Origin of the sequence: Citrobacter sp. Cpo061 (assembly GCF_030332845.1) — a bacterium.
Lineage (GTDB): Bacteria > Pseudomonadota > Gammaproteobacteria > Enterobacterales > Enterobacteriaceae > Citrobacter > Citrobacter portucalensis.
The window spans coordinates 32,533-47,678 of the sequence record NZ_JAOWHB010000039.1 but is presented as its reverse complement, the minus strand read 5'-3'; the positions used below and the strand labels follow the sequence as shown (position 1 = coordinate 47,678).

12 protein-coding genes are annotated in these 15,146 nt (G+C 47.9%); 8 read left to right on the top strand and 4 right to left on the bottom strand.

Annotated features, from left to right (window positions below; translation table 11 throughout):
- Nucleotides 1-235 precede the first annotated feature (235 nt).
- Both purU and OGX97_RS10865 read right to left on the bottom strand, forming a co-directional pair.
- Nucleotides 236-1,078 carry a formyltetrahydrofolate deformylase gene (gene purU, locus OGX97_RS10870; RefSeq protein WP_048224038.1) on the bottom strand — a complete coding sequence of 281 codons (843 nt, stop codon included), beginning with the start codon at nt 1,076-1,078 and terminating at the stop codon, nt 236-238.
- Nucleotides 1,079-1,133: 55 nt separating this feature from the next.
- The gene (locus OGX97_RS10865; RefSeq protein WP_235127400.1) at nt 1,134-1,589 is read right to left on the bottom strand and encodes a YchJ family protein; all 456 of its coding nucleotides are present in this window, start codon (nt 1,587-1,589) and stop codon (nt 1,134-1,136) included.
- Nucleotides 1,590-1,700: 111 nt separating this feature from the next.
- Between OGX97_RS10865 and rssA the strand changes: the two genes are divergently transcribed.
- The 3 genes from rssA (at nt 1,701) to galU (ending at nt 4,829) form a co-directional block, all read left to right on the top strand.
- Nucleotides 1,701-2,612, top strand: coding sequence for a patatin-like phospholipase RssA (gene rssA, locus OGX97_RS10860; RefSeq protein ID WP_008784956.1), 912 nt, complete (start codon nt 1,701-1,703; stop codon nt 2,610-2,612).
- Nucleotides 2,613-2,702: 90 nt separating this feature from the next.
- A complete protein-coding gene (gene rssB / locus OGX97_RS10855) occupies nt 2,703-3,716 on the top strand; it encodes a two-component system response regulator RssB (protein WP_032943688.1) in 1,014 nt (337 codons plus the stop codon).
- A 204-nt stretch (nt 3,717-3,920) separates the two neighbouring features.
- Nucleotides 3,921-4,829, top strand: a complete 909-nt coding sequence (gene galU, locus OGX97_RS10850; RefSeq protein WP_003020727.1) for a UTP--glucose-1-phosphate uridylyltransferase GalU — start codon at nt 3,921-3,923, stop codon at nt 4,827-4,829.
- A 136-nt stretch (nt 4,830-4,965) separates the two neighbouring features.
- Here the strand turns inward: galU and hns are convergent, their stop codons facing one another.
- The gene (gene hns, locus OGX97_RS10845; protein ID WP_003020723.1) at nt 4,966-5,379 is read right to left on the bottom strand and encodes a histone-like nucleoid-structuring protein H-NS; all 414 of its coding nucleotides are present in this window, start codon (nt 5,377-5,379) and stop codon (nt 4,966-4,968) included.
- 610 nt (nt 5,380-5,989) lie between these two features.
- On the opposite strand from hns, the gene tdk reads away from it, so the two are divergent.
- Nucleotides 5,990-6,607 carry a thymidine kinase gene (gene tdk, locus OGX97_RS10840; RefSeq protein ID WP_008784954.1) on the top strand — a complete coding sequence of 206 codons (618 nt, stop codon included), beginning with the start codon at nt 5,990-5,992 and terminating at the stop codon, nt 6,605-6,607.
- 236 nt (nt 6,608-6,843) lie between these two features.
- Here the strand turns inward: tdk and adhE are convergent, their stop codons facing one another.
- Complete coding sequence (gene adhE, locus OGX97_RS10835; RefSeq protein WP_008784953.1) at nt 6,844-9,522, bottom strand: bifunctional acetaldehyde-CoA/alcohol dehydrogenase; 2,679 nt, start codon at nt 9,520-9,522, stop codon at nt 6,844-6,846.
- 487 nt (nt 9,523-10,009) lie between these two features.
- Between adhE and ychE the strand changes: the two genes are divergently transcribed.
- The 4 genes from ychE (at nt 10,010) to oppC (ending at nt 15,136) form a co-directional block, all read left to right on the top strand.
- Nucleotides 10,010-10,657 carry an NAAT family transporter YchE gene (gene ychE / locus OGX97_RS10830; RefSeq protein ID WP_003020714.1) on the top strand — a complete coding sequence of 216 codons (648 nt, stop codon included), beginning with the start codon at nt 10,010-10,012 and terminating at the stop codon, nt 10,655-10,657.
- Nucleotides 10,658-11,428: 771 nt separating this feature from the next.
- On the top strand, nt 11,429-13,060 hold the full coding sequence (oppA, locus tag OGX97_RS10825) for an oligopeptide ABC transporter substrate-binding protein OppA (RefSeq protein WP_048216252.1): 1,632 nt from the start codon (nt 11,429-11,431) through the stop codon (nt 13,058-13,060).
- A gap of 232 nt (nt 13,061-13,292) precedes the next feature.
- Nucleotides 13,293-14,213, top strand: a complete 921-nt coding sequence (oppB, locus tag OGX97_RS10820) for an oligopeptide ABC transporter permease OppB (protein WP_003020708.1) — start codon at nt 13,293-13,295, stop codon at nt 14,211-14,213.
- A gap of 14 nt (nt 14,214-14,227) precedes the next feature.
- Entirely contained in the window at nt 14,228-15,136 is a 909-nt protein-coding gene (oppC, locus tag OGX97_RS10815) for an oligopeptide ABC transporter permease OppC (RefSeq protein WP_008784950.1), read from the top strand.
- The last annotated feature ends 10 nt before the right edge of the window (nt 15,137-15,146 follow it).

Sequence of the window (15,146 nt, the reverse complement as noted above, 5' to 3'; positions counted from 1 at the left end):
TGGGGGAAGGATTCGAACCTTCGAAGTCGATGACGGCAGATTTACAGTCTGCTCCCTTTGGCCGCTCGGGAACCCCACCACGGGGTAATGCTAATTACTGGCCTGCTTCCGTTGGAAGCGGGGCGCATCATATCAAATGATGCGCCCCTGTAAAGCATTCCGTTGATAAAAAAGAACTGGTTGCCTGATTTTTACACGTAAAGATGTAAAGGTAACCAATTAACTTATCAATCGATTACAGAATAATCGTTCGGTTACCGTAAACAAAGACGCGTTGAGCCAGAACCTGATATAGCGCACGGCTTAATACATTTTTTTCAACGTCGCGACCCGCGCGCATCATATCTTCAGCAGTGTAGGTGTGATCAACATGGATCACGTCCTGCATAATGATTGGGCCTTCATCGAGGTTATCATTCACGTAGTGGGCCGTCGCGCCGATGATCTTCACACCACGCTCATAAGCCTGATGGTACGGACGAGCACCAATGAATGCTGGCAGGAATGAATGGTGAATATTGATAATTTTATTCGGAAAGCGTGAAACAAATGTCGGGGTCAGAACGCGCATGTATTTAGCCAGCACGACATAATCCGGCTGGTGGGCGTCGATAGCATCAGCCATTTTCTCATCATGTTCGTCACGTGTTAAACCTTCATGGCTCACCAGCTCAAACGGAATATCAAACCGTTCAACCAAAGGACGCAAGGTCTCGTGATTGCCGATCACCGCGGCGATTTCAACATCCAGCCCGCCATAATTGGCCTTCATTAATAAATCGCCCAGGCAATGCGCTTCCTTGGTGACCAAAATGACGATGCGGCGGCGGCCTGCTGGGGTTAATTCACGAATCGAGCCTTCAGGTAAGGCGCTGTCCAGATCGGCAAGCAACGTGACGTCGTTAAAAATGCCCTCCAGTTCGGTGCGCATAAAAAAGCGTCCGGTACGGTGGTCCACAAACTCATTGTTCTGCACGATGTTCAGTTCATGCTTGTAACAGATATTTGTAATGCGCGCGATCAGACCTTTTTGGTCCGGGCAAATAGTACGCAGCACTTTTCGTTGTAATGAATGCATTTGCAGCGGTGATCCTGTTGAGAATGTTTGCAAAATTGATACTGTCGGGCGTTGATTAGCCGCAGCACTTTTTAAATTTTTTACCTGAGCCACAAGGGCAGGTATCGTTTCGTCCAATTTGAGGGCGTGTACCGTCTATATAGTACCACTGACCGTTTTCTTTTAAAAAACGAGAGCGCTCGATAATTGCACCTGTTTTACCTTGTTCAGAAAACCGTGCGACAAAACTGACATAGCCGGTATTTTCTGTGTCTGCCGTCTCTTGTTCAAAAACGGTCAGTCCAAGCCATTCGGTATGAGTAAATCCTGCGATAATGTCGTCGCGAAACTCGGCCGCATGACAATCCGGATGCCAGGTTCTGATAAGGTAATCTGCGTCTTTCATCACAAAAGCACAGTAACGAGAACGCATGAGGTGTGACGGCGTAGGTGCTACTTGCGCGCCGGACACATAACGGTAGCAACATAGGCTATACTCGACAGCGCTACCACAGGGACAAAGCTGAGACACAAAGTACTCCCTGGAATATAAAAACGGCGTAAAAACGCCAGAGTGGCACTATGTTAACTGAGCGGTAGCGATGTTGCTACGTCTGCAAGCCAGGGGAAGTTTGTACGTATAATGAGAAAAATAAAAATTGGGCTGGCGCTAGGTTCCGGCGCGGCGCGAGGTTGGTCGCATATTGGCGTTATTAAAGCCCTTAAGCATATGGGTATTGATGTTGATATTGTGGCAGGGTGCTCCATCGGTTCGTTGGTTGGCGCTGCCTACGCCTGCAATAAGCTGCCTGCTCTCGAAAAGTGGGTCTGTTCTTTCAGCTATTGGGATGTTTTACGGTTGATGGATCTCTCGTGGCGCAGGGGAGGTTTACTGCGCGGTGAACGGGTATTCAATCAGTACCGTAATGTGATGCCGGTAGAAGCAATTGAGCAATGTACTCGCCGTTTCGCAACAGTGGCTACCAATCTGAGTACGGGTCGGGAACTTTGGTTCACCGAAGGTGATTTACATCTGGCCGTCCGGGCCTCCTGCAGTATTCCTGGCTTGATGTCACCTGTGGCGCACAATGGTTACTGGCTGGTCGATGGTGCGGTGGTGAATCCTGTCCCTGTCTCCCTGACTCGCGCGTTGGGGGCCGATATTGTTATAGCGGTCGACCTGCAACACGATGCGCATCTCATGCAACAAGATTTACTCTCCTTCAACGTCAATAGCGATGCCGAATCGGGTGATGATGCTGACGAACTTTCATGGCATGCCCGTCTGAAAGAACGCTTGAGCAACATTACTGCCAGGCGTGCAGTAACTGCGCCCACGGCGATGGAGATTATGACGACGTCTATTCAGGTTCTGGAAAACCGACTGAAACGTAACCGCATGGCCGGTGACCCTCCAGACATTCTGATTCAGCCGTTTTGTCCACAAATATCCACGCTGGATTTTCACCGCGCCAGTGCGGCAATTGCTGCCGGGCAGTTAGCGGTCGAGAAGAAAATGGATGAGCTTCTACCCCTGGTGAAAACCAACGTCTAACGCATTTTTTATCAACACTTAAGCTAATTCTGACAGGCGTGAGTGGCAATAGCATGCCACTATTTATTAAAGCCAGTCAGGGGGGAGAATATGACGCAGCCATTGGTCGGAAAACAGATTCTTATCGTTGAGGATGAGCCGGTATTTCGCTCACTCATGGACTCATGGTTTTCCTCTTTGGGAGCGACAACGGCGGTAGCTGGTGACGGACTTGAAGCACTGGACTTGCTTGGGCATTTTAAACCCGACCTGATGATCTGCGACCTGGCTATGCCAAGAATGAACGGTCTCAAACTGGTTGAGTATTTACGCAATCGTGGCGATCAGACCCCAATACTGGTGATTTCTGCGACGGAAAACATGTCCGACATAGCCAAAGCGCTACGACTCGGTGTGGATGACGTCCTGTTGAAGCCGGTGAAAGATCTTAATCGCTTGCGAGAAACCGTCTTTGCATGTCTTTATCCCAACATGTTTAATTCACGCGTGGAAGAAGAAGAACGGCTGTTTCGCGACTGGGATGCGATGGTGGACGATCCTGCTGCAGCTGCGAAGTTGCTAAAAGAATTACAGCCTCCAGTGTCGCAAGTGATCTCGCACTGTCGCATTAACTATCGACAATTGGTGGCAGCCGACCAACCGGGGCTGGTGTTGGATATTGCTCCGCTGTCTGATCATGACCTTGCATTCTATTGCCTTGATGTGACGCGGGCAGGGGATAATGGCGTGCTGGCTGCATTATTACTGAGGGCGCTATTTAATGGTTTACTGCAGGAGCAACTGACACAACAAAATCAGCGACTGCCAGAGCTAGGTACGTTATTGAAACAGGTAAATCATCTGTTGCGGCAAGCCAATTTACCAGGGCAGTTTCCCTTGCTGGTGGGGTATTACCACAGCGGATTAAAAAATCTGATTCTGGTATCGGCAGGGCTGAATGCGACATTAAATACAGGTTCCCACCAAGTGCAAATCAGCAATGGCGTTCCGCTGGGTACCTTAGGTAATACGTATCTTAATCAGCTGAGCCAACATTGTGAGTCATGGCAATGCCAAATTTGGGGGGCGGGAGGTCGCCTGCGCTTGATGTTGTCTGCAGAATGAACAATTGAGAGGCGTGTAAATGAAATTGGTTCACCCTCCCCATGCTGTGAGTGCTACTATCAGCGCCAGTTTTATTCGTATTTATCTTAATTATACCGACGCGCGTCCTTTTCAGACCAGAAGCTTGTCGCTGTACTGATATACTCGGATGCGATACAGAATGATGAACACGTTCAATACATGAACAGTCCAGGAGAGTTTTAAATGGCTGCCCTTAATTCAAAAGTCAAAAAAGCCGTTATCCCGGTTGCGGGATTAGGAACCAGGATGTTACCGGCTACGAAAGCAATCCCGAAAGAGATGCTACCGTTGGTTGATAAGCCATTAATTCAGTACGTCGTAAACGAATGTATTGCTGCGGGCATCACTGAAATTGTACTTGTAACTCACTCGTCTAAAAATTCTATTGAAAACCACTTTGATACCAGCTTTGAACTTGAAGCGATGCTGGAAAAACGTGTAAAACGCCAGCTTCTGGAAGAAGTGCAATCTATTTGCCCGCCACATGTGACTATTATGCAGGTGCGTCAGGGGCTGGCTAAAGGTCTGGGCCACGCGGTATTGTGCGCGCACCCTGTGGTTGGCGATGAACCGGTAGCTGTAATCCTGCCGGACGTAATTCTTGACGAATACGAATCTGATTTATCCCGCGACAACCTTGCCGAAATGATTCATCGTTTTGATGAAACAGGTAGCAGCCAGATTATGGTTGAACCGGTAGAAGATGTTACGGCTTATGGCGTTGTTGATTGTAAAGGCGTTGAATTATCCCCGGGCGAAAGCGTCCCGATGGTTGGCGTGGTTGAAAAACCAAAAGCTGATGTTGCGCCTTCTAATCTGGCCGTTGTGGGTCGTTACGTTCTTAGTGCCGATATCTGGCCTCTGCTGGCTAAAACCCCTCCGGGAGCGGGTGATGAAATTCAGCTGACAGATGCTATCGATATGCTGATTGAAAAAGAGACGGTTGAAGCTTATCACATGAAGGGCAAAAGCCATGACTGTGGTAATAAACTGGGCTATATGCAGGCGTTCGTTGAATATGGTATTCGCCATAATACTCTCGGCGCCGAATTTAAAGCCTGGCTGGAAGACGAGATGGGTATTAAGAAGTAACCTTCTGGTATTATCTGGTCAGAACGGCGCTGTATTAACAGCGCCGTTTTTTTATACCTAATCCGGGTAGGGTTGAGCGAAGTACCGGTAAAAAAAATCCCGCCAGTGGCGGGATTTTAAGCAAACTATTTCTGAATTATTCCTTGATCAGGAAATCGTCCAGTTGTTTACCTTGTTCTTCCATCGCTTTTTTGATCACTGCCGGTGTACGGCCCTGGCCAGTCCAGGTTTTAGTTTCACCGTTTTCGTCAACATAGCTATATTTAGCCGGACGTGCAGCGCGTTTAGCTTTGGTGCCAGATTTAACAGCAGCCATGCTATTCAGCAATTCGTTCGGATCAATGCCGTCAGCGATCAGCATTTCACGATATTGTTGCAGTTTACGAGTACGTTCTTCAACTTCAGCAGCAGCAGCGCTTTCTTCTTCGCGACGCTCGCTAACTACAACTTCTAATTTTTCCAGCATTTCTTCAAGCGTTTCCAGAGTGCATTCTCTTGCCTGCGCACGAAGAGTACGGATGTTGTTCAGAATTTTAAGTGCTTCGCTCATTGTAGTAATCTCAAACTTATATTGGGGTGGTTTGTTGAGCTAATAATAGAGCGATAAATTCAGTTGTGCAATAGCCAGGAATGTAAGGAATTCAAAATTGCGCTTTATTTAGTATCAGAATTAATTCTCCTGTCTTAAATTCCCCATGATGTTGGGCATAAAAAAGGCTTATTGACGAGGGGGCTTCTCAGCGGCTGAGAGTAAAAATTCAAGATTCAGGTCACATTTTATGGTGTACAAATAGTATCTCTTTGCAGTGATTTCAACCTTTTGTATTAGTTTTGCTTACGTGAATTCGCTAATACACGGCGACAGTGGGTAGATTCAATAACAATATGGGAAGGGTTTCTTTATTGCCGTATGATGATAAGTGACATTGATAAATTTCATGAGCACTATTTGTGAAAGAGTGTGTATATACGCGTCCGAGTTCAGGCTGTTTGGTCGATGGTTGTATGCTCTCTCACTATCCGTTACTTAAATTCAGGCGGCACTGTGCGAGCTTGCCCGCTCATTTATACGCCTTTGTGGCCAACGCTACACCGACATGTTCGTGAAATATGATACAATCCAGCCCATATTTATTTCCCCTCGTGAGGGCCTTCGGTCAATGGCACAACTATATTTTTACTATTCTGCAATGAACGCAGGTAAGTCGACTGCCTTGTTGCAATCTTCGTACAATTATCAGGAACGTGGGATGCGTGCCGTTGTATATACAGCGGAAATTGATGACCGTTTTGGTGCTGGAAAAGTAAGTTCACGTATAGGTCTGTCGTCACCTGCAAAATTGTTTAACCAAAATTCATCATTGTTCGAAGAGATTCGCGCTGAGAATGCGCAGCAAAGAATTCACTGTGTACTGGTCGATGAGTCTCAGTTTCTGACCCGACAACAGGTTTATGAATTATCTGAAGTTGTCGATCAACTGGATATTCCTGTTTTGTGTTACGGCTTACGCACTGATTTTCGTGGTGAGTTATTTGGTGGCAGCGAATACCTGCTTGCGTGGTCAGATAAACTGGTTGAATTAAAGACCATTTGTTTTTGTGGCCGTAAGGCCAGCATGGTATTACGCCTTGATCAGGCTGGAAGACCTTATAACGAGGGCGAGCAGGTGGTTATCGGCGGGAATGAACGCTATGTGTCGGTATGTCGTAAACACTACAAACAAGCGCAGTCTGAGGGCTCTCTGACGGCGATACAAGAACGACACAGCCACGATTAACCCTGTACGCTTCTGAGCGCTTATAAACACAGGGTAGGCCGGAACCTTCGTCAATGTTCTCTACCCTGTCAGACTCTTTTCTGACGGCTGGTCTCACATCTTCCTGAATACATCTCTTACACTGCCATTCTATTCACATGGTTAAATTGTGTATTCCCCGATTTTCATAACACAAGACGAAAAAAACGGCCCCAATTGGGACCGTTTATGATGAAGCTAAAACTTATCTGAGCAAATTAAGCGGATTTCTTCGCTTTCTTTTCTGCTTTCGGTGCAGCTACTGCTTCAGTCTTAGCGGCAGTCTGACCTTCGCTATACTCACGACCGTAGTAGGTATCCAGCAGGATCTGTTTCAGTTCAGAAATCAGCGGGTAACGTGGGTTAGCACCAGTACACTGGTCGTCAAACGCATCTTCAGACAGTTTGTCCACGTGTGCCAGGAAGTCAGCTTCCTGAACGCCAGCTTCACGGATAGACTTAGGAATACCCAGTTCAGCTTTGATTTCTTCCAACCAGCCCAGCAGTTTCTGGATTTTCGCGGCAGTACGGTCACCCGGTGCGCTCAGACCCAGATGGTCTGCGATTTCAGCGTAGCGACGGCGTGCCTGCGGACGGTCGTACTGGCTGAATGCAGTCTGTTTAGTCGGGTTGTCGTTCGCGTTGTAACGAATAACGTTGCTGATCAGCAGGGCGTTCGCCAGACCGTGAGGAATGTGGAACTGAGAACCCAGTTTGTGCGCCATTGAGTGACATACACCCAGGAAGGCGTTAGCAAACGCGATACCAGCGATAGTTGCTGCACTGTGTACACGCTCACGCGCTACCGGGTTCTTAGAACCTTCATGGTAAGACGCTGGCAGGTTTTCTTTCAGCAATTTCAGCGCTTGCAGAGCCTGACCGTCAGAGAACTCAGAAGCCAGTACTGAAACGTAAGCTTCCAGAGCGTGAGTGACGGCATCCAGACCACCGAACGCACACAGGGACTTCGGCATATCCATAACCAGGTTGGCGTCAACAATCGCCATATCCGGAGTCAGCGCGTAGTCTGCCAGCGGGTATTTCTGCCCAGTTGCATCGTCGGTAACGACCGCAAACGGAGTCACTTCAGAACCAGTACCGGAAGTGGTGGTAACTGCAACCATCTTCGCTTTTACGCCCATTTTCGGGAACTTGTAGATACGTTTACGGATGTCCATAAAGCGCAGTGCCAGTTCTTCGAAGTGAGTTTCCGGGTGCTCGTACATAACCCACATGATTTTCGCGGCGTCCATCGGGGAACCACCACCCAGTGCGATGATTACGTCTGGTTTGAAGGAGTTAGCCAGCTCAGCACCTTTGCGAACAACGGTCAGAGTCGGGTCAGCTTCAACTTCAAAGAACACTTCGGTTTCAACGCCAGCAGCTTTCAGAACGGAGGTGATCTGGTCTGCATAACCGTTGTTGAACAGGAAGCGGTCGGTCACGATCAGCGCACGTTTGTGACCATCGGTAATCACTTCATCCAGTGCGATTGGCAGAGAGCCACGACGGAAGTAGATAGATTTCGGAAGTTTGTGCCACAACATGTTTTCAGCTCGCTTAGCAACGGTTTTCTTGTTGATCAGGTGCTTAGGACCAACGTTTTCAGAGATGGAGTTACCACCCCAGGAACCACAACCCAGAGTCAGGGAAGGTGCGAGTTTGAAGTTGTACAGGTCACCGATACCACCCTGAGAAGCCGGGGTGTTGATCAGGATACGTGCGGTTTTCATCATCTGGCCGAAGTAAGCAACACGCTCTGGCTGGTTGTCCTGGTCAGTGTACAGGCAAGAGGTATGACCGATACCGCCCATCGCAACCAGTTTTTCAGCTTTGATGACTGCGTCTTCGAAGTCCTTCGCACGGTACATTGCCAGCGTCGGAGACAGTTTCTCGTGAGCAAACGGTTCGCTTTCGTCGACAACCTTCACTTCACCGATCAGAATCTTAGTGGTTTCTGGTACGGAGAAGCCTGCCAGTTCAGCAATCTTATATGCCGGCTGACCAACGATAGCTGCGTTCAGCGCGCCATTTTTCAGGATAACGTCCTGAACTGCTTTCAACTCTTTGCCCTGCAGCATGTAGCCGCCGTGAGTCGCAAAACGCTCACGTACTGCATCATATACAGAGTCAACCACGACGACAGACTGCTCAGAAGCACAGATTACGCCGTTATCGAAGGTTTTAGACATCAGAACAGATGCAACAGCACGTTTGATATCAGCGGTTTCGTCGATAACAACAGGGGTGTTACCTGCGCCTACGCCGATAGCCGGTTTACCGGAGCTGTATGCCGCTTTAACCATGCCTGGACCACCGGTCGCAAGGATCAGGTTGATGTCCGGGTGGTGCATCAGCGCGTTAGACAGTTCAACGGAAGGTTGATCGATCCAGCCGATCAGATCTTTCGGTGCGCCAGCAGCGATTGCTGCTTGCAGAACGATGTCAGCTGCTTTGTTAGTTGCATCTTTTGCGCGCGGATGCGGAGAGAAGATGATGGCGTTACGGGTCTTCAGGCTGATCAGTGATTTGAAGATTGCAGTAGAAGTCGGGTTAGTGGTTGGAACGATACCGCAGATGATACCAATCGGTTCAGCAATGGTAATGGTACCAAAAGTGTCGTCTTCAGACAGCACACCACAGGTTTTTTCATCTTTGTAAGCGTTGTAAATGTATTCAGAAGCGAAGTGGTTTTTAATCACTTTATCTTCGACAATACCCATGCCGGATTCGGCAACGGCCATTTTCGCGAGAGGAATTCGAGCGTCTGCGGCAGCCAGAGCGGCGGCACGGAAGATTTTGTCAACCTGTTCTTGAGTGAAACTGGCATATTCACGCTGGGCTTTTTTTACGCGCTCTACAAGTGCGTTAAGTTCAGCGACATTAGTAACAGCCATGATGCTCTCCTGATAATGTTAAACTTTTTTAGTAAATCATCTGCTCGATACGAGAGTATAGACAGACCGACGAAAATTTGTGTAATGGTTTGAAAATCAAACGGTTAATTAACGTCCACTTTACTTTGATTTACTAAAAGAGCTTATACGCTAGCGCCTGTTAACTCTAACGCGTTACCTCCAGGTGGCGTAAGCAAGATTACTCACTTCTGAGTAGTAATTGCGTGATCTGGATCAAAAATTCGCAAAGCTGACACCTTTCAGCAAGCCCTTTTAGCGTTTCTCGTTAAGTGTTAATAAATTGACGTAATGAATGCTAATAACATTAGCATATTTAATACATATTAATAACACTGAGTATTGGTAGCGTATTTACATTGATATACGCAGATAGAAGGTGAAGTATGCTGACAAAAGGCGTATCTTCAGCGCGGATTTTATCAATTTTTATGACTCATTTTATCCGGCTAACGCTTCGGAGCTAACCGTGATCCAAACGCTATTTGATTTTCCTGTCTATTTTAAATTTTTCATTGGGTTATTTGCGTTGGTCAACCCGGTAGGGATCATCCCCGTCTTTATCAGTATGACCAGCTATCAAACTGCCGCAGCACGAAACAAAACCAACCTCACGGCAAACCTATCGGTCGCAATTATCCTGTGGACTTCGCTGTTTCTTGGTGATGGTATTCTGCAACTCTTCGGCATCTCAATTGACTCGTTCAGGATCGCTGGCGGCATTCTGGTTGTGACTATCGCGATGTCAATGATTAGCGGAAAACTAGGGGAAGATAAACAAAACAAACAGGAAAAATCAGAAACCGCAATCCGTGAAAGTATCGGCGTTGTGCCGTTGGCATTACCGTTGATGGCGGGGCCGGGGGCGATAAGCTCAACTATTGTCTGGGGTACGCGGTATCATAGCGCGATTAACCTGTTTGGCTTTTTTGTAGCGATTGCGTTGTTTGCCCTGTGCTGCTGGGGGCTGTTCCGCATGGCACCATGGTTAGTGCGCCTGTTGGGCCAAACCGGTATCAACGTCATTACGCGTATTATGGGGCTGCTGTTAATGGCTTTGGGTATCGAATTTATCGTTACAGGGATCAAATCCATTTTCCCAGGTTTGCTGGCCTGAAACCTCTCTTCTGTGCAAACGGAGTCGTGTCCGGCTCCGTTTCCTTTCATTATCAGTAAAACTTCTCACTAAAGTTGAAAATCAGCAGAGCAATAATAAAAAATGCTGATGATTAACTCTCCTGTTAGCCATTGATTCTAAAGATATAACACGTCCCAGCACGCCCGGCGAAGACCGATACTGCTGTTATTTTATTAACATCATACTCTGGGGCTTGCTGAAGGATTATCGAAATGTTATTAGTTATTTCAGCCTTTATTTCAGATGAATGTGCTAATTAATAACCAATTGTTAAATTTATGTGCATTTTGACATGGCGTTGACTTAGGACAGGATGGTTAACACCATGGTCGACATAATGCATTGATTTTTGTGAACTTCCCATAATAAATCTTCATTCGTAAGACTTTTTAAGTGAGATTTATTTCCAATAAAAGAGAATTGGTTAACAAATTTGTAAAATGTATTGGCGGTTAAGAAACGCATTTGATACTTTCCGGCCAAGTATTATGCAGAAGAATTCACGTTGATGAGAATCATTTGCAGTTAGTTTCTCTCAACAGGGTAATAGCGTGTTTCCGGCAGGGGAGGCACGTAGAGAATCGACGCAAGGCGGTCATACGAATCGCCAGAATAAATAAAGTCGGTGATAGCAAGCAGTAAAACAATAAACCACCTGACGGCAGAAAATCTCCGGTGCCGTACAGGGATCCTGACAGGATTAACAGTCTGGTTAAAAAACCAGCCATAATAATGAGGGAGTACAACACAATGACTAACATCACTAAAAAAAGTTTAGTAGCTGCGGGGATCTTAACTGCGCTAGTCGCTGGAAATGTTGCCACGGCGGCAGTAGTGCCCGCGGGTGTGCAGCTTGCTGAAAAGCAGACTCTGGTGCGTAATAACGGTTCGGAAGTGCAATCACTCGATCCCCACAAAATCGAAGGTGTACCTGAATCCAACATTAACCGTGACCTGTTTGAAGGTTTATTAATCAGTGATGTCGATGGCAAACCATCGCCTGGCGTGGCTGAAAAATGGGAAAATAAAGATTTTAAAGTCTGGACATTCCATCTGCGTAAAGATGCTAAGTGGTCTGACGGCACGCCTGTTACCGCGCAAGATTTCGTGTATAGCTGGCAACGTTTGGCTAATCCAAATACTGCATCACCGTATGCCAGTTATTTGCAGTACGGTCATATTGTCAACATTGATGATATTATCGCCGGTAAAAAGCCGGTCACCGATCTGGGCGTAAAAGCTCTCGACGATCATACTTTTGAAGTTACCCTCAGCGAACCAGTTCCTTATTTCTACAAACTGCTAGTGCACTCTTCCGTTTCACCGGTTCCCAGAGCGGCTGTTGAAAAATTCGGCGAGAAGTGGACCCAGCCCGCTAACATCGTTACTAACGGTGCGTATAAACTGAAAGACTGGGTTGTGAACGAGCGCATTGTGCTTGAGCGTAATACCAACTATTGGGACAACGCCAAAACGGTTATTAACCAGGTAACTTACCTGCCTATTTCTTCTGAAGTGACTGACGTTAACCGCTATCGCAGCGGTGAAATTGACATGACCTATAACAACATGCCGATTGAGTTATTCCAGAAACTGAAAAAAGAGATCCCGAACGAAGTCCACGTTGACCCGTATCTGTGCACCTATTATTACGAAATCAACAACCAGAAAGCACCGTTCAACGATGTTCGTGTTCGTACCGCCCTAAAGCTGGCGTTGGATCGTGACATTATCGTCAATAAAGTGAAAAACCAGGGTGACCTGCCAGCATATAGCTTTACTCCTCCATACACCGATGGTGCGAAACTGGTTGAGCCAGAGTGGTTCAAGTGGTCTCAGGAAAAACGTAATGAAGAAGCGAAGAAACTGCTGGCTGAGGCCGGATATACCGCTGAGAAACCGCTGACCTTTGATCTGCTGTATAACACCTCAGACCTGCATAAGAAGCTGGCTATTGCCGCGGCATCTATCTGGAAGAAAAATCTGGGTGCTAATGTGAAGCTGGAAAATCAGGAATGGAAAACGTTCCTCGATACGCGCCATCAGGGCAACTATGATGTTTCACGTGCGGGCTGGTGTGCGGACTATAACGAACCTACCTCCTTCCTGAATATGGTGCTGTCCGACAGCTCCAATAATACCGTCCACTATAAGAGCCCGGCATTTGATAAGCTGATTGCGGATACGCTGAAAGTGACGGATGAAGCGCAGCGCAGCGAACTGTATTCGAAAGCGGAACAGCAGCTGGATAAAGATTCTGCGATTGTACCGGTTTATTACTACGTTAACGCCCGCCTGGTGAAACCATGGGTTGGCGGATACTCCGGTAAAGACCCGATGGATAATATCCACGTTAAAGACTTGTATATTATCAAGCATTAATGGCAAGACGTGGGGCAATCATGTTGCCCCACAGTGTCTTTTTCTTCGAACTATAAATACCTCTTTAGACAAAGAGAGGTATACCCTAAATAATTCACGTTGCAGGAAGGCGGCAACGCAGCGAATCACCAGGAGCTTACTTAAGTAAGTGACTGGTGTGAGCGAGCAAAGCCAACGCACTTGCAGCTTGAAGTATGACGGGTATAAAGGCACACGCCAGAAGGTACGGGCAATGTTAAAATTTATATTACGTCGCTGTCTGGAAGCGATTCCGACGCTGTTTATTCTTATTACGATTTCATTCTTTATGATGCGCCTTGCGCCGGGTAGCCCATTCACCGGGGAACGCGCATTGCCGCCAGAAGTGCTGGCTAATATTGAAGCGAAATATCATCTCAACGATCCCATCTCGACGCAGTACTTCAGCTATCTGAAACAGCTGGCGCACGGCGATTTTGGACCATCCTTTAAATATAAAGACTACACGGTTAACGACCTCGTTGCCTCGAGCTTCCCGGTTTCTGCGAAGCTGGGTGCGGCAGCCTTTATTCTGGCGGTGCTCGTCGGTGTTAGCGCCGGAGTGATAGCCGCGCTGAAGCAAAATACACGTTGGGACTATACGGTGATGGGGGTGGCAATGACCGGGGTGGTTATCCCCAGTTTCGTGGTCGCTCCCTTATTGGTCATGATATTTGCCATAACCTTGAAATGGCTACCCGGCGGGGGCTGGAACGGCGGGGCGCTGAAATTTATGATCCTGCCGATGGTGGCCTTGTCACTGGCCTACATCGCCAGTATTGCCCGTATTACTCGCGGTTCGATGATTGAAGTACTGCACTCTAACTTTATTCGTACCGCACGCGCTAAAGGGCTGCCGATGCGGCGGATTATTTTCCGCCATGCGTTGAAACCTGCGCTGTTGCCAGTGTTGTCCTATATGGGACCGGCATTTGTCGGTATTATCACCGGTTCGATGGTTATTGAAACCATTTATGGTTTGCCGGGTATTGGCCAGTTGTTCGTCAATGGGGCGTTAAACCGCGACTATTCGCTGGTTCTTAGCCTGACCATACTGGTGGGTACGCTGACCATCGTGTTTAACGCGATTGTCGATGTGCTGTATGCCGTTATCGACCCGAAAATTCGTTACTGATACTGGAGCTCGCTATGATGTTAAGTAAGAAAAACAGCGAGGCACTGGAGAATTTCAGTGAAAAGCTGGAGGTCGAAGGCCGCAGCCTGTGGCAGGACGCGCGTCGACGCTTTATGCATAACCGCGCGGCGGTAGCAAGCCTGGTGGTGCTGGTAATTATTGCGCTGTTCGTGACGCTGGCACCGATGCTGTCGCAGTTTACCTACTTTGATACCGACTGGGGAATGATGTCCAGCGCGCCGGATATGGAGTCCGGGCACTATTTCGGTACTGACTCGTCGGGACGCGACCTGTTGGTGCGCGTGGCAATTGGCGGGCGCATTTCGCTGATGGTCGGCATTGCGGCGGCGCTGGTCGCGGTAGTTGTCGGTACGCTGTACGGTTCTCTGTCGGGCTACCTTGGCGGAAAAATTGACTCGGTGATGATGCGTCTGCTGGAAATCCTCAACTCCTTCCCGTTCATGTTCTTCGTGATCCTGCTGGTCACTTTCTTTGGGCAAAATATTCTGCTGATTTTTGTCGCTATCGGGATGGTCTCCTGGCTGGATATGGCGCGTATCGTGCGTGGACAAACGCTGAGCCTGAAGCGCAAAGAGTTTATTGAAGCGGCGCAAGTCGGCGGGGTGTCTACCGTGCGTATCGTTATCCGCCATATTGTGCCGAACGTGTTGGGTGTGGTGGTGGTTTACGCTTCATTGCTGGTGCCGAGCATGATTCTGTTTGAATCCTTCCTGAGCTTTTTGGGATTAGGTACGCAAGAACCGTTAAGTAGTTGGGGTGCGCTGCTCAGTGATGGTGCCAACTCGATGGAAGTCTCACCATGGCTGCTGCTGTTCCCGGCAGGTTTCCTGGTGGTCACTTTGTTCTGTTTTAACTTTATTGGCGATGGCCTGCGTGATGCCCTCGACCCGAAAGACCGTTAAGGAGTGCAGC